Origin of the sequence: Micromonospora mirobrigensis (genome assembly GCF_900091555.1) — a bacterium.
Taxonomy (GTDB): Bacteria; Actinomycetota; Actinomycetes; order Mycobacteriales; family Micromonosporaceae; genus Micromonospora; species Micromonospora mirobrigensis.
Map to the genome: position 1 here is coordinate 959,776 of NZ_FMCX01000001.1, position 24,731 is coordinate 984,506.

The window sequence follows — 24,731 nt, forward strand, 5'->3', positions numbered from 1 at the left end:
GCTCGACCTCGTCGAGGAGGCTGAGCTCGGCGACCCGGGCCTGCGGCGAGCTGATCAGCGACCGGCACGCCTGGAGCAGGTGGGCGAGCATCCCGTCGACGGTCCGGCGGTCGAAGCGCCGGGTGTCGTAGAGGATGCTGATGCCGAGCCGTTCACCGGGGTTGACCACGACGTTGAGCGGGAAGTTGGTCCGCTCCTCCGCGTCGAGGACGGTGAACCGCAGCGCGCTCTCGTCGTCCGACTCCAGCGGGTAGTTCTCGAAGACGAAGAGGCTCTCGAAGAGCTGCCCGTCGGCCGGGATCCCGCTCCACTGCTGCACCTGGATCAGCGGGCTGTACTCGTACTGCCGCAGCCGGGTGTTCTGCTCCTGGATCTCCTTGAGCCAGTCCAGCCAGCGCTTGTCGCCGGCGACCCGGACCCGGATCGGCAGGGTGTTGATGAACAGGCCGATCATCCGCTCGGCGCCCTCGAACTCCGGCGGACGCCCGGAGACCACCGAACCGAAGATCACGTCGTCGCTGCGGCTGTAGCGGCTCATCAGCAGCGCCCAGCAGCCCTGCAACACCGTGTTGAGGGTCAGGTGGTGGCGCTGCGCCAGCTCCTGGAGCTCCACGGTCTCGTCCTCGTCGAGGAAGACCCCGACCGCCGCGGACCGGTCCGGCTCGGGCGCGCCCTCCGCCGGCTCCTCCCGCCTGCGCTCCACGCTCAGCGGGGCGGCCTGGTCGATCCCGTGCAGCGTCTCCCGCCAGTACGCCTCCGCCTGCCGCATGTCCTGCTCACCCAGCCAGGCGACGTAGTCCCGGTAGGGGCGGGTCGGCGCCGGGGCGTTGGCCCGCCCGTGGACCAGCGCCTCGTAGCTCTGCACCACCTCGGCCAGGAGCAGGCTGTTGCTCCAGCCGTCCAGGATGGTGTGGTGCGCGCTCAGCACGAAGCGGTAGTCGTCGTCGCCGGTCCGGGCCAGCAGCATCCGCCACTGCGGGATCTCGTGCGGCTCGAAGCCCTGCACCCGCTCCCGGCGCAGGTAGGCGTCCAGGTGCTCCTGCTGCCGGTCGGCCGGCTCGGCGCGCCAGTCCCGCTCCTCCAACGGCACCGGGATGTGCCGCCAGACCAGTTGCAGCGGCTCGTGGTCGGGCACCGCCCAGAAGCTGGTCCGCAGGATCGGGTGCCGGCGCATCACCTCCGCCCAGGCCTGCCGGAAGAGGTCGACCTGGAGCTCCCGCTCGATGCGGAGCACCACCTGCACGTGGTAGAGGCCCTGGCCCTGGGCGTACTGGCTCTGGAACCACAGGCCCTGCTGCAACGGCGTCTGCGGGTAGACGTCCTCCAGCGGCCGGGGCCGCCCGCTGTCCCGCCAGACCGGCAGCTCCCGGAGCTGGCCGACCAGGCCGTCGATCTCGGCCTGGTCCAGGCCGCTGGTCGGCAGGTCGGACGGGCTGTAGCTGCTCAGCTCGGCGTTGCGGGCCTCGGCGGTGAGCTGCCGCAGGACGTCCAGGGTGTGCCGGGCGACCCGGTCGACGGTCTCCGGCCGGTGGGCCGTCTCGTGGTGCGACCACTGCATCCGCAGCCGGCCGTCCTGGATCCGGCTCACCACGTCGATCAGGTAGAGCCGCTGGTTCTCCGGCCCGACGTCGGCGCCCGCCGACTCCGGCGCGGCGGCGAGGTCACCGGCGAAGGTTCCGTCGAACTCGCCCAGGTGGTTGAAGCTGACCTGCGCGGCCGGAGCCGCCCGGAGCCGGGCGCCGGCCTCGGTGCCAGCGTCGCGCAGCAGGCCGTAGCCGATCCCGTGCCGGGGCCGGCGGCGCAGCAGCTCCTTGATCTCCTTGAGCCCGGCGGCGAGCGCGTCCGGCGCCGGGACCGGCAGCCGCACCGGGGAGATGGAGGTGAACCAGCCGACCGTGCGGGACAGGTCCACGTCGTCGAAGAGGTCCTCCCGACCGTGCCCCTCCAGGTCGACCCGGACGTGACCGTCCCCGGTCCAGGCGCCCAGCGCGGCGGCCACCGCCGTGAGCAGGACGTCGTTGGCGCGGGTGTTGAACGCCGCCGGCACCTCCTGGAGGAGGGCCTGCGTCTCCTCCCGGCTCAGGCTCACCTCGTGCACCCGGGCGCGGGCCGCGGTGTTGTCGTCGGCCGGCCCGTCCAGCGGCAGCGGCCGGGTCGCCCCGGTCTGCTCCAGCCAGTACGACAGCTCCCCGGCGGTGGCCGGGCCGGCCGCCTCCTGCCGGAGCCGCTGCGCCCACTGCTGCCAGGAGCTGGACTTCGGCGGCAGGGCGAGATCCCGGCCGTCGCGGAGCTGGGCCGCCAGCGTGGCCAGGTCGTCCAGCAGGATCCGCCAGGAGACCACGTCCACCACCAGGTGGTGCGCCACCAGCAGGAGCCGGTGCTTCCCGTCGTCCAGGCCGGTGAAGAGCGCCGCCCGCAACAGCGGCGCCTCGGCGAGGTCGAAGCCGCGCTGCGCCTGCTCCGCCAGCTCGGCGAGCCGGTCGGCCCGCTGCCCGGCGGGCACCGACGACAGGTCGTGCACCGCCCAGGGCAGCTCGACGCCGGGTGCCACCAGCTCCGCCCGCCGGTCGTCGCCGGCCGGCAGGTATCGCGCCCGCAGCCCGTCGTGGTGCTCCACCAGGCGCCGCAGGATCTCCGACCACCGCGCCGGGGTCAGGTCGGTCGGCACGGTCAGCAGGAGCGCCTGGTTGAACCAGTGCGGCTGGGCGAACCGCTGGGTGAAGAACCAGCGCTGCACCGGGGTCAGCTCCACCGGCCCGGTCACCGGGCCCTGCTCGGCGTGCACGACCGCCGCGTCCTGCTGCACCACCACCGCGCCCAGCTCGGCGACGGTCTGGTGCTCGAAGAGCTGCTTGACGGTCAGCTGGAGGCCGAGCTGCTTGGCCCGGAAGATGACCTGGAGGCTGAGGATCGAGTCGCCGCCGAGGGCGAAGAAGTTGTCGTGCACGCCGACCGGGTGGGCCACGCCCAGCACCGCCCGCCAGATCTCGGCCAGCTGCTCCTCGACCCGGGTACGCGGGGCGACGTACTCGCCCTTGGCGGTGTCGGCGTGCGCCTGCCAGTCGACGGCGGCCAGGGCCCGCCGGTCCAGCTTGCCGTTCGGGTCCAGGGGCAGGCCGTCCAGCGCGACGAAGATGCTCGGCACCATGTGGCCGGGGAGCCGGTCGGCCAGGTGGGCCTGGAGGTCCTCGACGGGCAGCGGGTCGTCGGAGACGACGTACGCGACCAGCCGCTTGCCGTCGGCCTCGCCGTGCACCAGCACGGCGGCGGCGCGTACCCGGGGATGGCCGGTGAGCGCGCTCTCGATCTCGCCCAGCTCGACCCGGTGACCACGGATCTTCACCTGGGCGTCGATCCGGCCCAGGAACTCGATCGTGCCGTCGGCGAGGTGGCGGACCCGGTCACCGGTGCGGTAGAGGCGGCCACCGGGCTGCCGGCCGAACGGGTCGGCGACGAAGACCTCGGCGGTCAGCTCCGGCCGGCCCAGGTAGCCGCGGGCCACCCCGTTGCCGCCGACGTACAGCTCACCGGCGACGCCCACCGGGACCGGTTGCAGGCGCGAGTCGAGGATGTAGAGCTGCGCCCCGGGGACCGGACGTCCGATGTGGACCCGCTCCAGGTCGGGGCCGAACCGGGCGAGGCTGACCGCGACCGTGGTCTCGGTCGGGCCGTACCCGTTGAAGAAGCCCCGGTCGGCGGCCCAGAGCTGGACCAGGTCCAGCGGGCAGGCCTCGCCGCCGACGCCGATCCAGCGCAGCGCGGGCAGCTCGGCCGCCGGCAGGGTGGCCAGCGCGGACGGGGTGAGGCCGATGTTCTCGATCGCCTGCTCGGTGAGGAAGTCGGCGAGGTCGGTGCCGATCATCTTCAGCTCCGGCGGCGCGAGCACCAGGGTGCTGCCGGAAAGCAGGGCGGTGGACAGCTCCCAGACCGAGATGTCGAAGCTGAGCGAGGTGCTCTGGAGGACCCGCTGCGGGGTGTCCAGGCCGTAGTTCTCGCGCTGCCACGCCACCAGGGAGCGGATCCCCCGGTGCGGGACCTGGACCCCCTTGGGCCGCCCGGTGGAGCCGGACGTGTAGATCACGTAGGCCAGGTTCTCCGCGGTGACCCCGCTCGCCGGGGCGGTGGCCGGCTGCTCGGCCAGCCGCGGCCAGACCGTCTCGACGTCCAGCACGGTGGCGGCGCCACCGGGCAGCAGGTCGACCAGGGACCGCCGGGTCAGCAGGACGGCCAGCCCGGCGTCGGCGGCCATGTACGCCAGCCGCTCCCGCGGGTAACCGGCGTCCAGCGGGACGTACGCGCCGCCGGCCTTCATCACCGCCAGCAGACCGACCACCATCTCCGGCGACCGGGGCAGGCAGAGCCCGACCAGGGTCTCCGGGCCCACGCCGTGGGCCCGCAGCAGGTGGGCCAGCCGGTTCGCCTGCTCGTCCAGGGCGGCGTAGCTGAGCTGGACCTGACCCGCGACCAGCGCCACCCGGTCCGGGAACCGGCGGGCCTGCGCCTCGAACAGCTCGTGGAAACATGCCGGGCGCTCCGTCTGCTGCTTCCGCTGCGCCAGCCGCAGGCGCAGCAGCTTCTGCTGCTCGGCGGAGAGCTCTGCGAGGTGCTGAGGGAGACGCTCATTCATTTACTTCACTCTTCTCTGCAGCAGGCGAAGAATTGTTGATCTCTGCAAGGAGGTCGGCCGACGAGAGCTGCTGGATCTCGGCGACCAGGTCGGCCAGGTCCAGGTCGGCCACGTCCAGGTCGGCGAGGTCGAGGTCGGCCAGGTCCGGGTCGGCGCCGGGCGGGTCGTCCGGTGCGCCGCTCCACTGCTGGAGCACCTGCTGGTGCTCCGACCGGCTGAGGATGGAGAACCGGGCCAGCGGGGCGTCGGGCGACTCGACGGCCTGCGCGCAGAGGTGCCGCAGGTGCGCCAGCAGCCGCCGCACGGTGTCCCGCTCGAAGCGCCTCGGGTCGTACTGGACGGTGACGTGCAGTCGCCCGTCGCGCAGCGTCGCCACCACACCCAGCGGATAGTGGATCCGCTCCTCGGACCGCGGCTTCGTCAGCCGCAGCGCGGTCTCGGACGCCTCCTCCACCGGATAGTTCTCGAAGACGAAGAGGCTGTTGAACAGCTCGGCCCCGGACGGCAGCCCGCTCCAGCGCCGCACCCGGTCCAATGGGCTGTACTCGTACTGCCGCATCTGGAGGTTCTGCTCCTGGAGGCCGCGCATCCAGTCCACCCACGACGTGCCGGCGGGCATCCGGATCCGCAGCGGCAGCGTGTTGATGAACAGGCCGGTCATCCGCTCGACGTCCGGGATCTCGGCGGGCCGGCCGGAGACCACCACCCCGAAGACCACGTCGTCGGTGTCCTCGTACCGGCCGAGCAGCAGGGCCCAGCAGCCCTGCAGGACGGTGTTCAGGGTGAGCCGGTACCGCTGGGCGAGCTCCTGGAGCCGGGCGCTCTCCTCGACGTCGAAGAGCAGCTCCGCCTCGGCGTGGCTGACCGTGCCGGTCACCGTCGCGCCGGCCGGGTCGTGGCGTTCGATGCTCGACGGGGTGGCCGCCTCGATCCCGCGCAGCGTCTCCCGCCAGTACCGCTCGGCCTGCGCCATGTCCTGCTCGCGGAACCAGGCCACGTAGTCGCGGTAGGGGCGGGCCGGGGCCGACGCCTCCGAGCGGCCGTCCCGCAGCGCCTCGTAGCTGCGTACCAGCTCGGCCAGGAGCAGCGCGTAGCTCCAGCCGTCGAGGATGGCGTGGTGCATGCTCAGCACGAACTGGTGGCTCTGCTCGCCGGTCCGGGCGAGCAGCATCCGCCACTGCGGCACCTCCTGCGGCTCGAAGCCGCGGACCCGGTCGTGCGCCAGGTACGCCGCGAGCGACGCGTCGGCCGGCTCGGTACGCCAGTCCCGCACCTCCAGCGGCACCGGGAGCTGCCGCCAGACCAGCTGCGACGGCTCGTGGTCCTCGATCGCCCAGAAGCTGGTCCGCAGGATCGGGTGCCGGCGCATCACCTCCGCCCAGGCCCGCCGGAACAGCTCCACGTCGAGGTCCTGCTCGATGTCGTGGATCAGCTGGACGTGGTAGAGGCCCTGACCCTGGGCGTACTGGCTCTGGAACCACAGGCCCTGCTGCAACGGCGTCTGCGGGTAGACGTCCTCCAGCGGGCGGGGCCGGTCGCTGTCCCGCCACTGCGGCAGCTCCCGGAGCTGGCCCACCAGGGCGTCGATCGCGGCCTGGTCCAGGCCGGCGGCCGGCAGGTCGGACGGGCTGTAGCCGCTGACGTCGGGCCGGCGGGCCTCGTCGGCGAGCCGGTCCAGGGCGGCCAGCACCTCCCCGGCGACCCGCTCGACGGTCTCCGGCCGGTGGGCCGTCGGGCTGTACGTCCACCGCATCCGCAGCTCGCCGTCCTGCACCCGGCTGACCACCTCGACCGGGTACGGGCGGTGGTTCTCCGGCCCGATGTCCGAGCCGACCGCCTCGTACGCGGCGGCGAAGCTGCCGGCCCCGTCGAAGGCGCCCAGGTGGTTGAAGCTGAGCTGGGCGGCGGGGGCGGCGCGCAGCTCGGCGCCGGCCTCGGTGCCGAGCAGCAGCCCGTACCCGATGCCGTGCCGGGGTCGGCGGCGCAGCAGCTCCTTGGTCTCCTTGAGCCCGGCGGCCAGGTCGTCGCCGGCGGGCACCGGCAGCCGCACCGGGGAGATGGTGGTGAACCAGCCGACCGTGCGGGACAGGTCCACGTCGTCGAAGAGGTCCTCCCGGCCGTGCCCCTCCAGGTCGACCCGGACGTGACCGTCGCCGGTCCAGCCGCCGACCGCGGCGGCCACCGCGGTGAGCAGCACGTCGTTGACCCGGGTGTCGAAGGCCGCGGGCACGTCCCGCAGCAGCGCCCGGGTCCGCTCCCGGCCCAGCACCGCCTCGTGCGTCCGGGCCCGGCCGGTGGTGTCGTCGCCGGCCGGCCCGTCCGACGGCAGCGGCCGGACGGCCGCCACCTGCTCCCGCCAGTACGGCAGCTCGGCCACGGTGGTGTCGCTGCGCGCCTCCTGCTCCAGCCGCTGCGCCCACTGCCGCCACGAGCTGGACTTGGCCGGGAGGTTCAGCTCCGCTCCCTGCCGGGCCTGCTCGGCCAGCGTGGTGACGTCCTCCAGCAGGATCCGCCAGGAGACCACGTCCACCACCAGGTGGTGCACGGCGAGCAGCAGCCGGTCCGGGCCGTCGCCCAGGCCGGTGAAGAGCACCGCCCGCAACAGCGGCGCCTCGGCGAGGTCCAACTCGGACTGGGCCCGCTCCGCCAGCTCGGCGAGCCGGTCCGCCCGCTGCCCGGCGGGCACCGACGACAGGTCGTGCACCTGCCACGGCAGGGTGCGCGGTGGGTCGGCCAGCTCGGCGTGCCAGCCGGCGTCGTCGGGGGCGTACCGCGCCCGGAGCCCGTCGTGGTGCTCCAGGAGGCGGGACAGGACCCGCCGCCACCGGTCCGGCGACAGCTCCACCGGCACCGCCAGCAGCAGGCTCTGGTTGAACCAGTGCGCCTGGGCGAACCGCTGGTCGAAGAACCAGCGCTGGATCGGGGTCAGCTCCACCGGGCCGGTCACCACGCCCTGTTCGGCGTGCACGACCGTCGCGTCCTGCCGGGTGACCACCGGGCCCAGCTCGGCGATGGTCTGGTGCTGGAAGAGCTGCCGGACGGTGAGGTGCAGGCCGAGCTGCTTGGCCCGGAAGATCACCTGGAGGCTGAGGATCGAGTCGCCGCCGAGGGCGAAGAAGTTGTCGTGCACGCTCACCGGGTCGGGCGTGCCCAGCACCGACCGCCACACCTCGGCCAGCTGCTCCTCGACCGGGTTGCGCGGGGCCGCGTACTCGCCCTTGACGGTGGTGGCGTGCTCCTGCCAGGGCAGCGCGGCCAGGGCCCGCCGGTCCACCTTGCCGTTGGAGTTCAGCGGCACGGCGTCCAGCGGCACGAAGATGCTCGGCACCATGTAGCCGGGCAGCCGCTCGCCCAGGAACGCCTGGAGCGCGTCCACGCAGACGCCGTCGGCCGACCCGACGTAGGCGACCAGCCGCTTGACGTTCCCCTCCGACCTCACCAGCACGGCGGCGCCCTGCACCCCGGGGTGCTGGATCAGGGCGGCCTCGATCTCGCCCAGCTCGATCCGGAAACCCCGGATCTTGACCTGCTGGTCGACCCGGCCGACGAACTCGATGTTCCCGTCCGGCAGCCAGCGCACCAGGTCACCGCTGCGGTAGAGCCGACTGCCCGGCTCGCCGTACGGGTTCGCCACGAAGTACTCGGCGGTCAGCTCCGGCCGGTTGAGGTAGCCCCGGGTGACGCCGGCGCCGCCGATGTACAGCTCCCCGGGCACACCGACCGGGACCGGCTGGAGGTGCCGGTCGAGGACGTACGTCTCGACGTTGGTGATCGGCCGGCCCATGTGCAGCACGTCGAGGTGCTCGTCGATCAGGGTGCCGGTGGTGTAGATCGTGGTCTCGGTCGGGCCGTACACGTTGAAGAAGGTCCGGCCCGGCGCCCAGGTGCGGATCAGGTCCGCCGGGTACGCCTCGCCACCGACCATCAGCGTGCGCAGGTGCGGCACTCCGCCGGGCGGCAGGGTGGCCAGCGCGCCCGGGGTGAAGTTGAGGCTCTCGATGGCCTGCTCGACCAGCGTGTCGTGCAGGTCCTGGCCGATCATGTGCACGCCCGGCTTCGGTACGACCAGCGTGCCGCCGGTGAGCAGCGGGAGCTGGATCTCCCACACCGAGAAGTCGAAGCTGTACGACGCCACCTGGAGCACCCGCTGCGGCCGGCTCAGGCACTCGTGCTCCCGCACCCAGGGCACCACGTGGTTCAGGCAGCGGTGCGCCACCATCACGCCCTTCGGGCGCCCCGTCGAGCCGGAGGTGTAGATGATGTAGGCCAGGTTGTCCAGGGTGAGGCCGGGCGTCGCGGGCGCCTCGGTCGGTTCGGCGGCGATGGCCGACCACCCGGTGTCCAGGCAGATCGTCGGCGCGCCCGCCGCGGCCGCCCTGTCGTTCAGGTGCGACCGGGTCAGCACCAGCCGCAGGCCGGCGTCCTCGACCAGGAAGGCCAGCCGGTCCCGGGGGTTGCGCGGGTCCATCGGCACGTAGCCGCCGCCGGCCTTCAGGATGCCCAGCAGGCCGACCAGCACCTCCACCGACCGGTCCAGGCAGAGCCCGACCAGCACGTCCGGCCCGACGCCCCGGGCCCGCAGCGCGTGCGCCAACTGGTTCGCCCGGGCGTCCAGCTCGCGGTAGCTGACCTGCTCGTCGGAGTGGACCAGCGCCACCGCGTCCGGCGTACGGGCGGCCTGCGCGGCGAACAGCTCGTGCAGGTACGCCGGCTCGCCGCCGGAGCGGGAGGCGACGTTCCAGTCGCCCAGGATCCGCGTACGCTCCGCCTCCGGGAGCATCACCAGGTCCTGGACCCGTTCGTCCGGCCGGGCCAGCGCCGACTCCAGCAGCACCTCGAACTGGTCGGCCATCCGGGCGATGGTGCGGTCCCGGAACAGGTCGGTGCTGTACTCGAAGCCCAGCCGGAGCCCCTCGGGGTCCTCCTGGACCATGAGGACGAGGTCGAAGCGGGAGACCCGCAGGCTCATCCCCTCCTCGACCAGCCGGTGCATCCACGGCTCGGCGCGCACCTGGTCCGACACGTGCTCCAGCAGGGGCAGGCTCTCGTCGGCGACCATCACCTGGAAGATCGGGTTGTAGCCGAGGTTCCGTTCCGGGCAGAGCGCCTCGACCACCCGGTCGAAGGGAATCTCCTGATGGGCCTGGGCGTCGAAGAGCTGCCGGCGGACCTGGAGCAGCACGTCGGAGAAGCGCGGGTTGCCGCGCAGGTCCACCCGCAGGGCCACCGTGTTGACCAGGAAACCGATGATCGGCTCCAACTCGGCCCGGTGCCGGTTGGCGATCGGCACGCCGATCACCACCACGTCCTGCCCGCTGTAGCGGGAGAGCAGCACGGCCGCCCCGGCGAGCATGGTGATGTAGTTGGTCACCTGGGACTCGCCGCTGAGCCGCTTGATCCCGTCGGTCAGCTCGGCGGGCAACTGCCGGCGCAGGAAGGAACCCCGGTAGCGCTGCACCTCGGGGCGGGGGAAGTCGGTCGGCAGGGCGAGCAGCTCGGGGGCCTCGGCCAGCTGCTCCTTCCAGTAGGCCAGGTGGAACTCCAACCACTCCTCGCGCAGCCAGTTCTGCTGCCAGACGGCGTAGTCGGCGTACTGGACGGCCAGCTCCGGCAGCGGCCCGGGGGCGTCCTCGGTCAGCGCCTGGCAGATCCGGAGGAACTCCTGGCCGAACAGGCCGATGGAGTAGCCGTCGAAGACCGTGTGGTGGGCGCTGAGCACCAGCACCTGCTCGGTGTCGGAGAGGCTGATCAGCACGGTCCGCAGCAGCGGGCCGGTGACCAGGTCGAACGGCTCGGCCCACCGGCGCCGGATCTCCTCCTGCGCCCGCGCCTCGCGCTCCTCGGCGGGGACCGTGGTGAGGTCGACCACCGGCACCTCGACCCGCCACCGGTCCGGTACGACCTGCCAGACCTGGCCGTCCTCCTCCCGGAAGGTGGTCCGCAGGGTCTCGTGGCGGCGGAGCATCTCGTCCAGCCCCGCCTCGAGGACGCTGCGCGGGATCGCCGCCGACCAGGGGATGAGCCAGTTGACGGTGTAGAAGTTGCTGCCCGGGTTGAGCCGGTCGAGGAACCAGAGCCGCTGCTGGTCGAAGCTCGCCGGCAGCGGGGCGTCCCGGGGCACCGGCACCAGCGCCGGCAGCCGCAGTGGCTGTTGCTCGTCCTGGAGCCGCTGGAGCTCGGGGGCGAGCCGGGCGATGGTCGGCAGGTCGAAGAAGCTGTGCACCGGCAGGTCGACCGAGAAGACCTGGCGGATCCGCGCGGAGAGCTGGACCGCCAGCAGGGAGTGCCCGCCGAGGCTGAAGAAGTCGTCCCGGATCCCGATCGGGCTGCGCGAGAGCACCTGCTCGTAGATGGAGACCAGCAGCGCCTCGGTGGTGCTGCGGGTCGGCAGGTAGCCGGCGGAACCGGTGGCCGGGGCGGCGCCGGGCAGCGGCAGGGCCCGCCGGTCGAGCTTGCCGCTGGAGGTGACCGGCAGCGCGTCCAGCACCACGAAGTCGGCCGGCACCATGTAGTCCGGCAGCCGTTCCCGCAGGTACGCCTTGACCTGCGGGACGAGCAGCTCCTCGATCTCGGCCCGGAGCGGGTGGTTGGCCCAGCGCTGCCAGTCGCCGTCGTCGACGGCCCGGGGCTCGACGCGCTCCTCGGGGTCGAAGCCGACCGGCTCGACGCCCGCCCGCTCCAGCAGGACGGTGTAGCCGCCGTCGGGGCCGTGGCCGGCCCAGCTGACGGTCGCGGTGTAGCCGGCCTGCTCGGCCAGCTCCCGGACGTCCTCCGGGTCCACCCCGGCGCCGGCCGGGTCCTGCGCCCGCCACTCGTCGACGGTGTCCACGCTGGACTCGCCCTTGAGCCAGCGCAGCCCGTGAACGGCGCCGGCGACCCGGGCGTTCGGCACCTCGCGCAGCCGCAGCCGGTCGGGCCGCTCCCGCTCCAGGGTTTCCCGCAGGGCGGGCAGGGTCAGGCCGGCGGCCGTCCAGTCCTCGGTGCGGGTGACCGGTGGGTCGTCGGTGGGGAGCGGCTCGCCGACGTGCAGCACCACCTGGTAGCGGAACAGGGTCAGCTCGTTGCGGTGGTGGCCCCGCTTGGGCCGGATCTCCACCCGGCTGATCCGGCCGGTCCGCGCCGCCCAGCGGCGGAACAGGTCCGGGTCGAGGGTCAGCTCCTTCTCCTGCTGCACCCGCTGCCGCACCCGCTGCCAGATCTGCTGGCGGGTGGTCCCGTCCACCGCCCGGCTCAGCTCGATGTCGGCGTGGAACGCCTCCAGCAGCGGCAGGCTGCGGACGTCACCGACGATGATCCGGCCGCCGGGGGCGACCCGGTCCAGCGCGCCGTCCAGCACCCGCAGCAGGTAGTTGACGTCGGGGAAGTACTGGACGACCGAGTTGACCAGCACCGTGTCGACCGCCGCGGCGGGCAGGTCGGCGAGCTCGTCGGCGGTGCGCTGCGACAGGGTGACCGAGTCACGCAGCTGCGGCATGGTGTCCAGCCGCCGGCGTACGGAGTCCAGCACCGCGCCGGAGAAGTCGGTGCCGTGGTAGCGGCGGCAGCCCTCGGCGAGCGGGAAGAGCAGCAGGCCGGTGCCGCAGCCGATCTCCAGCAGCTCCTGCGGCCGGTACGACCGGACCAGGGCCAGGGTGTCCTGCCGCCAGGCCTCCATCTCGTCCAGCGGGATGGCCTGGCCGGTGTAGCTGCTGGTCCAGCCGGAGTAGTCGGCGCCGTCCTCGGTGGGCGCCACCTCCAGCTGGTCGAAGCTGTCGTAGACCTGCTGCCAGTGGCTCAGCCGGTCGTCGAGCAGGGCGGTCTCCTCGCCCCGCACGGCGGCCTGCGCGTTCAGCGGGTCAAGGACCAGGTAGGAGATGAGCGAGGCGCCGCCGGGCTGGTCCTGGCGGACCAGGGTGGCCGCGGTCTGCACCACCGGGTGCCGGCTCAGCACGGTGTCGATCTCGCCGAGCTCGATCCGGTAGCCCCGGATCTTGACCTGCGAGTCGGTGCGGCCGAGGAACTCCATGTTCCCGTCGGCCCGCCACCGGGCCATGTCACCGGTGCGGTAGATCCGCAGGCCGGGTTCGTGGTCGAAGGGCGAGGCGAGGTACTTGCCGGCGGTGAGCCCGGGATCGCCGGCGTAGCCGAGGCTCAGGCAGTCGCCGGCGATGTAGAGGTCGCCGGGCACGTCGACCGGGCAGGGCTGGAGGTTGCGGTCCAGGATGTAGTAGCGGGCGTTCTGGATCGGCCTGCCGTACGGGATGCTGGTCCAGCCGGGATCGACCTGGTGGATCGGGAAGAAGTTCGACCAGACGGTCGCCTCGGTCGCGCCGCCCAGGCCCACGACCTGGACGTTCGGGAACGCCGCCTTCATGATCTCCGGCGAGTTCACCGGGATCCAGTCCCCGCTCATGAAGATCAGCCGCAGCGAGGTGGAGACGACGGCGTCCGCCCCGGCGCCGCTCGGGGGCAGGAACGGCACGAGCTGCATCAGCGCGGCCGGCGCCGAGTCCCAGAAGGTGATCGGCTCGGTCGCCATCATCGTCAACAGCCGGGTCGGCTCCTGGATGTCCGGCCCGGACGCCAGCCGGATCGAACCACCGGCGGCGAGGATGCCGAACACGTCGTAGACCGAGAGGTCGAAGCTGAGCGAGGTGATGAAGAGCATCCGGTCGTCGGGGCCGACCGCGAAGGTCTGGTTGACCCACTCGATCAGGTTGACCGCCGCGTGGTGGGCGACCATCACGCCCTTCGGGGTGCCGGTCGACCCCGAGGTGAAGATGATGTACGCCAGGTCCTGCGACGTCCCCCGCGGCGGCAGGTCGGCCGGCGACCGCTCGGCCAGGTCGGCCGGCCCGTGCAGCCGGTACGGGTGCGCGGGCAGCGGCTCGTCGTCCGCGCCGGCGTCGTCCAGGCAGACCAGGTGGGCGAGCCGGGGCAGCGGGTCGGCCCGCAGCAGCGCCGGCACCAGCTCCCGCTGGGTGAGCACACAACCGATGTCCAGCGAGTCCAGGATCCAGTGCCAGCGCTTCACCGGGGCGCTGGCCTGGAGCGGGACGTAGATCCCGCCGGCCTTGAGGATGCCCAGCAGGGCGGGCACCATCTCGGCGGCGCGTTCCATCAGGATCGCCACGTGGCTGCCCGGCCCGACGCCCAGCTCGACGAGGTGGTGGGCGATCCGGTTGGCCTGCCGGTTCAGCTCCGCGTAGGTCCAGCTCCGGTCGCCGAAGAGCAGCGCCGTCGCGTCCGGGGTACGCCGTACCTGCTGCTCGAAGAGCTGGTGGATGAGGGTTTCCCGGGAGTACGGCCGGTCGGTGTCGTTCCACTCGCGGACGAGGCGGGTGTGCTCGACGTCGGTGAGCATCGACAGCTGCCCCAGCCGGGCGTCGGGCAGGCGTACCAGGTCGGCGTGGAGCCGGTCCAGGTGCGCCAGCATCGCCTCGACCGTCGCGCCGCCGAACCGCGCGGTGTCGAAGTGGACGGTGATCGTCACCTGGTTGCCCGGGGCGACCACCACCCGCAACGGATAGGGCGCCCGGGTCTCCTCGCGCACCCGGGTCATGGTCAGCGCGCCGCCCGGAGCCGGCTCGGCCTCGTCGACGGAGAGGACCGTCTCGAACAGCGGGTTGCCCGAGCCGACCCGGCTCCACTGCTGGATCGACAGCAGCGGGGTGTGCTCGTGGCGGTGCAACTCGGCGTACCGGTCCTGGAGCCCGCGCATCCACTCCGCCCACGGCGACGCGCCGGGCACCCGTACCCGCAGCGGCAGCGTGTTGATGAGCAGGCCCACCATCCGCTCGACCCCGGGCAGGTCCCCGGAGCGCCCCGGCACGGTGACGCCGACGACCACGTCGTCGGTGCCGGCGTACCGGCTCAGCAGCAGGGCCCAGCAGCCGCGGGCCACCGTGGCGAGCGACAGGCCGTACCGCTCGGCGACCTGCCGCAGCCGGTCGGTCCGCTCCTCGTCGAGGAGCAGGACGCGCTGGTCGTAACCACTGTCCGCGGCCTGGTCGGCGGGGGCGCCGGCCTTTCGCTCCACCGGCAGCGGCACGGCCGCGGCGACCTCCGCCAGCTCGGCGGACCAGAACCGCTCGGCCTCGGCCAGGTCGAGGCCGTCCAGCCGGCGTACGTGTTCCTCGAAGGGCGTCGGCTCGGGCAGCCGGGCCGGGTCGCCGCCGGTCAGCTGCGCGTAGTACGCCTCGACCTCGCGCAGCACGATCGCCTGGCTCGGCTCGTCCAGGACGATGTAGTGCAGGCTCCAGAGGACCTGGTAGAGGTTCTCGTCCAGCCGGGCGACGTGCAGCCGCCACAGTGGGGCGTCGGTGAGGTCGAAGCCGTCGGCGAGGTCCTGCCGGCGGTGCGCCGCCAGCCGGTCCCGCTGTTCCTCGGCGGTCAGCCCGCGCCAGTCGGCGAGGACGAGGGGGACGTCGACGCCCGGTCGGACGACCTGCGACGGGCGCCGGCCGCGCAGGTCGCGGAAGCCGGTCCGGAGCGCGCTGTGCCGGTCGGCGACGAGCCGCCAGCTCTCGCGGAAGGCATCGACCCGCAGCTCGTGCTCGATGCGCAGTTCCACCTGCACGTGGAACAGCCCGGGCTTCCCCCCGAAATCGCTTCCGAACATGACGCCCTGTTGCGTGGGGGTCATCGGGTAACACGCTTCGACGATTTCCTCACCCATTGCGAATCAGATGCCCTTTGCTGCCGAGTTTCTACCTGGAATCACAGGTACAGACCAGTGAGTCATCACGCTCGAGCCGCAGGAGTGCCGCCGCCCCGAACGCATTCCGGGCGGTGCACAGACTTCTTCCGTATTGAATTCCGCAGCCTTCTCCCCAGGACGCAGCTGGTGCTACATCACGGAATCAGGTTCACGTCGGCGCCACCGGCAGTTCACCCGCGCCGCAGTCCGACGTTTTCGCATTGACGCCCATACCGCGTCGACCGGCGGTGGCGACAGCCGGTCGTCCTGCGAGATGAGTCACGTCCTGCGCCATGACGGCAACTCTATGGCGCTACCTGGGAGAAGCGGCACGGCTCCTGTGGCCATACCCGATCGGCGCGCGGGTGCCCAGGTGGTCGGCGCGGGGGTATCCACATGGCTACACCCGTTGGCCGTCCTCGATGCGTAATGGCCGGCCGGGGGCTGTCGGCGGGTCAGCGGCGACCGGGGCCGGCGGCCCGGTCGACCAGCGCCGCGGCGACGTCGCGGACCTTGCGGTTGGTGTCCTGGGAGATCCTGGACAGCAGGGCGAACGCCTCCTGCGGCGAGCAGTGCCGCTCCCCCATGATGATGCCCTTGGCCTGCTCGATCACCGCCCGACCCCGCATCGCCTCCTGCATCTGCTCTGCCAGGGTGGCGGTGGCGCCGTACAGGTTGGCGTTGGCCAGGGCGACCGCCGCGAAGGCGGCGAAGGTCTCGGCCGTCGCGATCGCCCCGGGGTCGAAGCTGTTCGGGGCCCCGCCGTAGATGTTGAGCGCGCCCGTGACGGACTCCTGGATCGGCAGGCCGATCGAGAGCGAGCTGCCGACGCCCGAGCCGCGGGCGTGCTCGGCCCAGCCCGGCCAGCGCGACTCGGCCGCCATGTCCGGCACGCTGACCGAGTCCCCGCTCGGCGAGGCGTCCAGGCACGGTCCGAAGCCCTTGCGGTACTGCCACTCGTCCAGGTCCCGGGCGATCTCGCCGGTGGCCACGACGGTGCGGGCCGTCACGTCGCGGACCAGGGTCACCGACACCTCCCGGGCGCCGGGAACCGCGCGGCTCGCCAGCTCCGCCACCTTGCCCAGCATCTCCTCGAGGGTGACCTCGTCCAGCCGGATCCGGCCCAGCTCGGCGAAGGCGCTCTCCGCGCTCGTCGACGGCTGCGACATCACGGTCTCCCTGTCATCCGGCCACTGGTCCCACCATGGGCCCTACCCTGCTCCCGGATGATGACACCGGGTCCGCCACGATTTCGAGGTACAACGGCCTGTTGACCCCGTACGGGGTACGAACCGCGTACGGGAGGACCCGCCCGGTGCACCGCCGGCTGCCAAGATCCAGATGCGTTGCACCGGATCCGGCGGTAGTATCTGCCACGGGTCAAGACATGCGCCTGCCGCGTCGATCACCGATCGACGCCGAGCCCCGACAGCCGATCCCCGTCGGAGGTGCCTTGTCACCCGCCCTGATCACCCACGCCCGACGTCGTCCGACGTCCGGAGGACACGTGCTGTCCCCGGCGTCGTCCTGCGGCGCTTCCACCACGACGGCCGCCCCGCCGACCGGGCCGGACGCCGGCACCGCCGCCGGTCCGTCCGCCTCCGGTCCGTCCGCCTCCGGTCGGCCCGACCCGGATCGCGACCGGTCGCCCGACTCCGACCGACGCCCCGCCCGGCCACCGACCCGACGGCGACCCCCGTCACCCGAGGCCACCGACCCGCACCGCCGGCGGGAGCAGCGCTGATGCGGCTCACGCGCCTGCGCCACCGGCGATCGACCCGGCCCGCACCGGACGCCCCGGCGCCCCTCTCGCTGGCCCGGGACGCCCTGCTCACGGGCGACGGGCCGGCGATCCTGATCACGATCAGCGGTGAGATCGACATGAGCACCGCCGCGGTCCTCGTCGAGTTCATCGCCCGCCACGCCCGCGAGCGGCCCACGGAGGTGCTGCTGGACCTCTCCAGCGTCAGCTTCTTCGGCGCCGACGGCGTCCGGGCGTTGGAGGAGGCGGACCGGCTGGTGAGCGGGGCGGGCGGGAGCCTCTCCGTCCGGGCCATGTCGACGGTCGTCCGGTTCGTCCTGTCGGTGACCGGCACCCACGACCAGTTCATCCGGCAGACCATCCGGGAGCCCACCCCGCCCACCGTCGAGGCCGGAAGCGACCGGGCCGCCGGGCCACGCAGCCGCCACACCTGGCTCGCCGGCAGCAACGGCGGGCACCGGCGGTCACGCGGAGGCCGCTGACCGGCGGCAAGCCCACTCAGCAGTGCCCGGGGCAGCACCGTAAACTGACCCGGTAGCCGACATCCCACCGGGGTGTCGGCAATCAGCGTCAAGCAGCGGCGCCGGCCACTGGCCCGTACCTGAGGGCCGGCCCAGCGGTCCGTGACCCGCGGATCGCCCGTACGCGCTGTCCGGCTCAGCCGACACCGACCGCGCCGGTTCGCACAAGGACGTCAGACGCCCATGTCGCAGGCACCTCTCGACCTCACCGAGGCATTCATCCAGTTGGGGACGATCAGGCACGGCGAGGCCGACCTGAACGACGTCCTGACCAGGATCGCCGACGTGGCCAAGCAGGCGATCCCCGGCACCCACGAGGTGTCGGTCACCCTGATCCAGGGCGCCGAGGCACACACCGCCGCCTTCACCGGCGAGCTGGCCCTGATGCTGGACCTGTGGCAGTACGAGCACGGGCGCGGCCCGTGCCTGGACGCCGCGACCACCGGCACGGCGATGATCGTGGCCGACATGGCCACGGAGAGTCGCTGGCCGGAGTGGGCGACCCGGGCGCACCGGGCCGGCGCGGCCAGCTCGCTCTCGATCGGCCTGCCGATCCAGGAGGCGTTCGTCGGCGCGCTCAACATCTACGGCGCCACCCCGCACGCCTTCGACGAGGTCACCTCGCTGGCCCAGAAGCTCGCCGGTTACGCCGCGATCGCGCTGGCCAACGCCCACCTCTACGAGAGCACCGCGACCCTCGCCCAGCAGATGCAGGTGGCGATGCAGAGCCGGGCGGTGATCGAGCAGGCCAAGGGCATCATCATGGGCCAGCGACGGTGCACCGCCGAGGAGGCGTTCGCCATCCTGGCCAAGGTCTCCCAGGACTCCAACCGCAAGCTGCGCGAGGTCGCCGAGGCCCTGGTCGACCGGGCCACCAGCGGTACGCCGGCGCAGCGCGCCGGCGACCACGAGCAGCGCGGCTAGTTCACGTCCGCTCCGGCCGCCGGGTCGTCGGTGTCGGACAGCAGGTGGTCCAACGCCGTCAGGCGCAGGACCGCCCGGGCCGGGGCACCCGGGGCGGCGGCGACGCGCAGGCCGGTGACCACACCGGAGAGCTCGTGCAGGATCTGCACCCCGGTGCTGGTCAGGTGGGTGACGGCGGTCAGGTCGACGGTCAACGGCAGGGTGCCGCCCCGGCCACCCTGGAGGATGGCGGCCCGCATCTGCCCGCCGGTGGCCAGATCCACCGGCCCCTGCACGTACAGGGTCCGGCCCGCCGGGGCGTGCACGAAGGTCAGGCCGAACTCGTCCGCCCCGACGTCCCGCTTGTGCGGGCCGGAGAGCTGGCCGGCGGCGGCGGCGGTGACGCTGGTGGCCCGCTCGATCCGATGCCACATCCGGACGGTCGTACCGGCGTCGGTGTGGCGCACCTCGGCCCGGTCGACCAGCCCGCGGATCATCGTCAGACCCCGGCCGCGGCCACCCGGGTCGTGCACCGGGGGCCGCCACCGGCCCCGGTCGGCGCAGGCGAGCCGGACGACGCCCTGGTCGTCCAGGTCGGCCTCCACCGTGAAGTCCGCCGGCCCGCCCTCCGGATAGGCGTGGTCGATCGCGTTGGTGGCCGCCTCGCCCACCGCGTGCACCAGGTCCACCGTGTCCTCCGGGTCGACGCCGGCGTGCTCCAGCCAGCCGGTGACCTGCCGACGCATCGGGCGCAACGCGGCCGGGTCGGCGGGCAGGGTGAGCCGCAGCGGCGCGACCGGCTCGGGCAGCAGATGGGCGGCGAGCAGCGTGCAGTCGTCGTTGAAGCCGCCCTCGGCCATGGCGAGCCGCTCGGTGACCAGGGTGCAGAGCAGATCGGGCAGCCGGTCGGGCAGTGTGCTGCCCTCGGCCAGCAGACCGCGCCGGGCCGCCCCGGCGGCGCTCGCCAGCGCCCCGGTGCTCTCGTCCAGGCTCTGCCGTGGCCGCTCGATCAGGCCGTCGGTGAACATCAGCAGGACGTCACCACCGGTCAGGCGGCAGGTGTGCACCGGAGCGGGGTCCGGGCCGGTGCCCAGCGGCCGGGCCGGCACCAGGGGCAGGAAGCGGGAGTCGCCGTCCGGGCCCAGCACCAGCGGCGCCGGGTGCCCGTGACTGGCCACCTCGAGCACTCCGGTGCGCGCGTCGAGGACGGCGAGGCAGCTGGTCGCCGCCCGGGTCGCGGCCGAGTACGCCGCGAACCGGTTCAACGCGTCGAGCGTCTGCGACAGGTCGCCACCGGACTGGAGCGCCTGCCGGACGACGGTCCGCAGCTGGCCCATCGCCGCCGCCGCGGCGGCGCCGTGCCCCACGACGTCGCCGACGGTCAGCGCCAGCCGCCCGTCGGGCAGCGGAACAGCGTCGAACCAGTCCCCGCCGGCGACGAGTTCACTGCCGGCGACGAGGTAGCGGGCGGCGACCTGGACCCGGGGCAGGACCGGCAACGCATCCGGCAGGAGGCTGCGTTGCAGCTCCAGGATCAGGCCGGCGGCCTGCTGGTAGCGGCTCTCGGCGTGCGCGGCGGCCGCCTCGGCCGCCCGGCGGGCGGCCACCACGCCGGTGGCGTCGACGGCCTGCACGATCACCCCGCGGACCGAGCCGTCCGGGTTGCGCCAGGGCGCCATGTCGAAGGTGTAGAACGCCTCGGTCAACCGTCCGTCGCCGTACCGGTCGGTCAGGACGCGCTGCTCGTAGCCGTACGACCGGATCCCGGCGAGCGCCTGGTCGAGGAGTTCGAAGATGTGCTGGCCGGCCAGTTCCGGCACCGCCCGCCGGAACGGTTCGCCGAGCAGGTGGCTGCGGTCGCCGACCGCGGCCCGGACCGCCGGGTTCGCGGCCACCACCCGCAGCTCGGGGCCATCGAAGACCCACACGAATCCGGGCAGCTGCTCGAAGGCGTCGAGCACCGCCTGCGCGTCGCCGGAGGACCACTGCTCGTGCGGCTCCACCAGATCGTCACCCCTCGCCGGGCTCTCCACGGCGCCGGCCAGACCGGCGCCCGTCGTGCCGGACGTTACCGGGACGGCTCCGCCCGGTGTCGGCCGGCCGGGTCAGGAGGAGGTCTGCCTGACCGCGCCGGCGACCAGCGCCTCGGCGACCTCGCGGACCTTCCGGTTGCTGTCCTGGGAGATCCGGGCCAGCACGGCGAAGGCCTCGTCCGGCGAGCAGCGCCGCGAGCCCATGATGATGCCCTTGGCCTGCTCGATCACCGCCCGGCTCCGCATCGCCTCGCGCATCTGCTCGGCGAGCGTGCTGGTGCTGTCGTACAGGTGGGCGTTGGCCAGCGCCACGGCGGCGTACGCGGCGAAGCTCTCCGCCACGGTGACCGCCTCGGCGTCGAAGGAGTGCGGGGGCCCGCCGTAGACGTTCAGCGCGCCCACCACCGCCTCCTGGATCGGCAGCCCGATCGACAGCGAACTGCCCACCCCGTGCTCCCGGGCCCGGCGACTCCAGTCGGGCCACCGCTCGTCGGCCGCGGTGTCGGGCACCGAGACGGAGGAGCCGCTGGCCGAGGCGGCGAGGCACGGCCCGCTGCCGTCCTCGTACTGGACCAGGTCGAGGGCGAGGGCCGGCTCGCCGGTGTGCGCCATCGTCCGCTTCGACTCGCCCTGGATCAGGGTGACGGAGACCTCGCAGGCGCCGTTGACGGTGTTCCGCGCCAGCTCGGCGACCCGGCCCAGCACGTCGGGCAGGGTGACCTCGTCGAGCCTGATCCGACCGAGCTCGGCCAGGGCCAGGTCGGCGGCGCTCGGTGATCGGCTCACGGTCGCTCCTCGCCGGTTCGGTTCGGGTGGCACGGCCCTCGGGGAGGGTGCGTCGGTGACCCCTCCGGTCGATCGGGTGGGCCGCCCTGGCGGGGCGGCGCCGGATGGACGCACCCGGACGGTACCCACCGACGGCGGCGTCGAATCCGGCCCGGCGGCACCGGCCCGATCCGGGCCGACAACCGGACGTCGGGCCGGTCAGGGGCGGTAGCGGTAGCCCATGCCCGGTTCGGTGATCAGATGCCGGGGCCGGGCCGGGTCGTCCTCCAGCTTGCGCCGCAGCTGGGCCATGTACTGCCGCAGGTAGTTGGTCTCGTCGCGGTACTCCGGCCCCCACACGTCCTGCAACAGCTGCCGCTGGCTGACCAGCTTGCCCGGGTTGCGCAGCAGCTTCTCCAGCATCGCCCACTGGGTCGGGGTGAGCCGCACCTCGACGCCGTCGTCCCGGGTCACCGTCCGGTCGGCGAGGTCGACGCTGTGCCGGCCCACCCGCAGGACGGGCCCGGTGGCGGTCGGGGCGAGGCGACGGGTCACCGCCCGGATCCGGGCCAGCAGCTCGTCGACGCCGAACGGCTTGGTGACGTAGTCGTCCGCCCCGGCGTCCAGCGCGGCGACCTTGTCCTCGCTGCCGGCCCGGCCGGAGAGCACGATGATCGGCACACTGCTCCAGCCGCGCAGCCCCCGGATCACCTCGCCGCCGTCCAGGTCCGGCAGGCCGAGGTCGAGCACCACCAGGTCCGGCGGGTGACCGGCGGCGGCCTTCAGCGCGGCGGCGCCGGTGGCGGCGACCTCCACGTCGTAGCCGCGGGCGCGCAGGTTGATCCGGAGGGCCCGCAGGATCTGCGGCTCGTCGTCGACGACCAGGATCCGGGTCACCGGGCACCTCCGTCGGCCGCGGCCGGCAGCCGTACCACCATGGTCAGGCCACCGCCCGGCGTGGTCTCCGGGGTGATGCTGCCACCCATCGCCTCGACGAGTCCGCGGGACAGGGCCAGGCCGAGGCCCACCCCGGTCTGGTTGTCCCGGTCGCCGAGGCGCTGGAACGGCAGGAAGACGTGCTCCCACTGGTCCTCGGGGATGCCCGGGCCGGTGTCGATGACCCGCAGCTCGACCCGCCCGGCGTGGGCGCTGGCGGTGATGGTGGGCGGCCGGCCGGGTGGGCTGTGCCGCAGCGCGTTCGCCACGACGTTGACCAGCACCCGCTCCAGCAGGCCCGGGTCGGCGGTGGCCGCCGGCAGGTCGGCGGGGATGTCGGTGGTCACGTTCGCCGCGTCGGGTCCCAGCTCGTCCAGGGCCCGGGGTACGACGTCCTCCAGGCCGATCGCGGTGGCGGTCAGGCCCAGTGCGCCGGCCTGCAACCGGCTCATGTCGAGCAGGTTGGCGACCAGCCGGCCCAGCCGGTCCAGCGACTCGTCGGCGGTGGCGAGCAGTTCCGCCCGGTCCTCGGCGTCGAACTCGACGTCCGGGCTGCGCAGGCTGCTCACCGCCGCCTTCGCCGACGCAAGCGGCGTACGCAGGTCGTGGCTGACCGCGGCGAGCAGCGCGGTCCGCATCCGGTCGGCCTCGGCCAGCGGCCGGGCGGTGGCCGCCTCCTCGGCGAGCCGCTCCTGGCGCAGCGCGACGGCGGCCTGGGCGGCGAACGCCTCGACGACACGCCGGTCGGCGGCCTCCAGCCGGCGACCGGCGAGCACGACGGTGAGCCGGTCGTCCACCGGAACCACGGTCTCCCCGGCGCTCGGGCTGACCGGTGGGGCGTCGCCGACGCTGGCCACGACCCGCCAGGCCGTCGCCTCCCGGGCCCGGGCCGGCCGTCCCTCCCCCTCGGCCGCCAACTCCAGGACGCTGACCGCCCGTACCCCGAACGTTTCCCGGAGCCGGTCCAGCAGGGCGGACAGCGGTCGTTCGCCGCGCAGCACCCCACCGGCGACGGTGGCCAGGGTCTGCGCGTCGGCGGAGGCCCGGGCGGCCTCCCGGGTACGCCGGGCGGCGACGTCCACCACCCAGCTGACCGCCACCGCCACCCCGACGAAGACGCCGAGGGCGAGCAGGTTGTCCGCCTCGGCGATGGTCAGGGTGTGGAACGGCGGGGTGAAGAACCAGTTCAGCAGGAGCGAGCCGCCGAGCGCGGCGACCAGCGCCGGCCAGAGCCCGCCGACCAGGGCCACCCCGACCACCCCGGCGAGGAAGAGCAGGATGTCGTTGGTCAGGGTGAGGTCGGGCAGCGTCCGCAGCGCCACGGTGAGCAGCGGCATCCCCAGCCCGGCGAGCGCGAAGCCGAGCAGCCGGCGACGGCGGGACAGGGCTGCGGGCACCGTCGCGCCTCGGCGACCCCGTCCTGCCTGGGCGTGGGTCACGAGGTGCACGTCGATGGCGCCGGACAGCGCGGTGGTGGTGACGCCGACCCCGCGCGAGAGCAGCTGTGCGAACCGCCCCCGCCGGCTCGCCCCGAGCACCAGTTGGGTGGCGTTGACGCCACGTGCGAAGTCCAGCAGCGCCGCCGGGATGTCGGTGCCGAGCACCTGGTGGTACGTGCCGCCGAGGCTCTCCACCAGGACCCGCTGCCGGGCCAGCTGAGCCGGATCCGCGTCGGCGAGCCCGTCGCTGCGGGCCACGTGCAGGGCGAGCAGGTCGGCGCCCTTGCTGCGGGCGGCGATCCGGGCCGCCCGCCGGATCAGCGTCTCCCCCTCGGGGCCGCCGGTGAGCGCCACGACCACCCGTTCCCGCGCCTCCCAGGTGGCGGAGATCCCCTGCTGCGCACGGTACGCGTCGAGCTGTTCGTCGACCTTGTCGGCCAGCCAGAGCAGCGCCAGCTCCCGCAGCGCGGTCAGGTTGCCGACCCGGAAGTAGTTGCCGAGCGCCGCGTCGATCTTGTCGGGCCGGTAGATGTTGCCGTGTGCCATCCGGCGGCGCAGCGCCTCCGGTGTCATGTCGACCAGCTCGACCTGCTCGGCGGCCCTGACGACCTGGTCCGGCACGGTCTCCCGCTGGGTGGTGCCGGTGATCTGCGCGACGACGTCGTTGAGTGACTCCAGGTGCTGCACGTTGACCGTCGACAGCACGCTGATCCCGGAGTCGAGCAGCTCCTGGACGTCCTGCCAGCGCTTCTCGTGCCGCGAACCGGGCACGTTGGTGTGCGCCAGTTCGTCGACCACGACCACCTCCGGCCGGCGGGCCAGCACCGCGTCGAGGTCCATCTCGGTGAACTCGGCACCGCGGTAGGTCATCGTCCGGCGCGGCAGCACCTCGAGGTCGCCGATCATTCCCGCGGTGTGCGGCCGGCCGTGCGTCTCGACCAGCCCGACCACCACGTCGGTGCCGCGCTCGGCCCGCCGCTGGGCCTCCTCGAGCATCGCGTAGGTCTTGCCGACCCCCGGGGCGGCTCCGAGATAGATGCGCAGCTCACCGCGCCCCATCAACCCCT

The 24,731-nt window shown here is 73.4% G+C and carries 9 protein-coding genes and 1 pseudogene; 2 read left to right on the forward strand and 8 right to left on the reverse strand.

Annotated features, from left to right (window positions below):
- Position 1: 1 nt before the first annotated feature.
- The 4 genes and pseudogenes from GA0070564_RS30440 to GA0070564_RS04555 form a co-directional block, all read right to left on the reverse strand.
- Positions 2 to 4,627: pseudogene (locus tag GA0070564_RS30440) on the reverse strand (amino acid adenylation domain-containing protein); the annotation flags it as partial.
- Positions 4,620 to 15,284 carry a non-ribosomal peptide synthetase gene (locus GA0070564_RS04550; RefSeq protein WP_091602855.1) on the reverse strand — a complete coding sequence of 3,555 codons (10,665 nt, stop codon included), beginning with the start codon at positions 15,282 to 15,284 and terminating at the stop codon, positions 4,620 to 4,622. The pseudogene GA0070564_RS30440 and the gene GA0070564_RS04550, both read right to left, overlap by 8 nt.
- A 190-nt stretch (positions 15,285 to 15,474) precedes the next feature.
- Positions 15,475 to 15,600: a hypothetical protein gene (locus tag GA0070564_RS30150; RefSeq protein WP_281182049.1), complete on the reverse strand. Its 126-nt coding sequence runs from the start codon at positions 15,598 to 15,600 to the stop codon at positions 15,475 to 15,477.
- 160 nt (positions 15,601 to 15,760) lie between these two features.
- Complete coding sequence (locus GA0070564_RS04555; protein WP_091602858.1) at positions 15,761 to 16,474, reverse strand: GAF and ANTAR domain-containing protein; 714 nt, start codon at positions 16,472 to 16,474, stop codon at positions 15,761 to 15,763.
- Between the two features lie 574 nt (positions 16,475 to 17,048).
- Here GA0070564_RS04555 and GA0070564_RS04565 point away from each other — a divergent pair.
- Together GA0070564_RS04565 and GA0070564_RS04570 are read left to right on the forward strand one after the other, a co-directional pair.
- Entirely contained in the window at positions 17,049 to 17,549 is a 501-nt protein-coding gene (locus GA0070564_RS04565) for an STAS domain-containing protein (RefSeq protein ID WP_091602865.1), read from the forward strand.
- A 222-nt stretch (positions 17,550 to 17,771) separates the two neighbouring features.
- Positions 17,772 to 18,512: a GAF and ANTAR domain-containing protein gene (locus GA0070564_RS04570; RefSeq protein ID WP_091602869.1), complete on the forward strand. Its 741-nt coding sequence runs from the start codon at positions 17,772 to 17,774 to the stop codon at positions 18,510 to 18,512.
- On the opposite strand, the gene GA0070564_RS04575 is transcribed toward GA0070564_RS04570, so the two are convergent.
- The 4 genes from GA0070564_RS04575 to GA0070564_RS04590 all read right to left on the reverse strand — a co-directional run bounded on the left by GA0070564_RS04575 (position 18,509) and on the right by GA0070564_RS04590 (position 24,723).
- Complete coding sequence (locus tag GA0070564_RS04575; RefSeq protein WP_141714698.1) at positions 18,509 to 20,494, reverse strand: SpoIIE family protein phosphatase; 1,986 nt, start codon at positions 20,492 to 20,494, stop codon at positions 18,509 to 18,511. The genes GA0070564_RS04570 and GA0070564_RS04575 overlap by 4 nt on opposite strands.
- A 102-nt stretch (positions 20,495 to 20,596) precedes the next feature.
- Positions 20,597 to 21,310, reverse strand: coding sequence for a GAF and ANTAR domain-containing protein (locus tag GA0070564_RS04580; protein ID WP_091602875.1), 714 nt, complete (start codon positions 21,308 to 21,310; stop codon positions 20,597 to 20,599).
- A gap of 198 nt (positions 21,311 to 21,508) precedes the next feature.
- Positions 21,509 to 22,186, reverse strand: coding sequence for a response regulator (locus GA0070564_RS04585; protein WP_091602878.1), 678 nt, complete (start codon positions 22,184 to 22,186; stop codon positions 21,509 to 21,511).
- Positions 22,183 to 24,723, reverse strand: a complete 2,541-nt coding sequence (locus GA0070564_RS04590) for a DUF4118 domain-containing protein (protein WP_091602881.1) — start codon at positions 24,721 to 24,723, stop codon at positions 22,183 to 22,185. The genes GA0070564_RS04585 and GA0070564_RS04590 overlap by 4 nt, the downstream gene beginning before the upstream one ends.
- Positions 24,724 to 24,731 lie beyond the last annotated feature (8 nt).

Bases quoted from the DNA above. Each gene is read 5' to 3' on its own strand.
- GA0070564_RS04570 (WP_091602869.1), top strand. From the start codon at position 17,772: ATGTCGCAGGCACCTCTCGACCTCACCGAGGCATTCATCCAGTTGGGG.
- GA0070564_RS04590 (WP_091602881.1), bottom strand. From the start codon at position 24,723: ATGGGGCGCGGTGAGCTGCGCATCTATCTCGGAGCCGCCCCGGGGGTC.
- GA0070564_RS04565 (WP_091602865.1), top strand. From the start codon at position 17,049: ATGCGGCTCACGCGCCTGCGCCACCGGCGATCGACCCGGCCCGCACCG.
- GA0070564_RS04555 (WP_091602858.1), bottom strand. From the start codon at position 16,474: ATGTCGCAGCCGTCGACGAGCGCGGAGAGCGCCTTCGCCGAGCTGGGC.
- GA0070564_RS04550 (WP_091602855.1), bottom strand. From the start codon at position 15,284: ATGGGTGAGGAAATCGTCGAAGCGTGTTACCCGATGACCCCCACGCAA.
- GA0070564_RS30150 (WP_281182049.1), bottom strand. From the start codon at position 15,600: ATGGCGCAGGACGTGACTCATCTCGCAGGACGACCGGCTGTCGCCACC.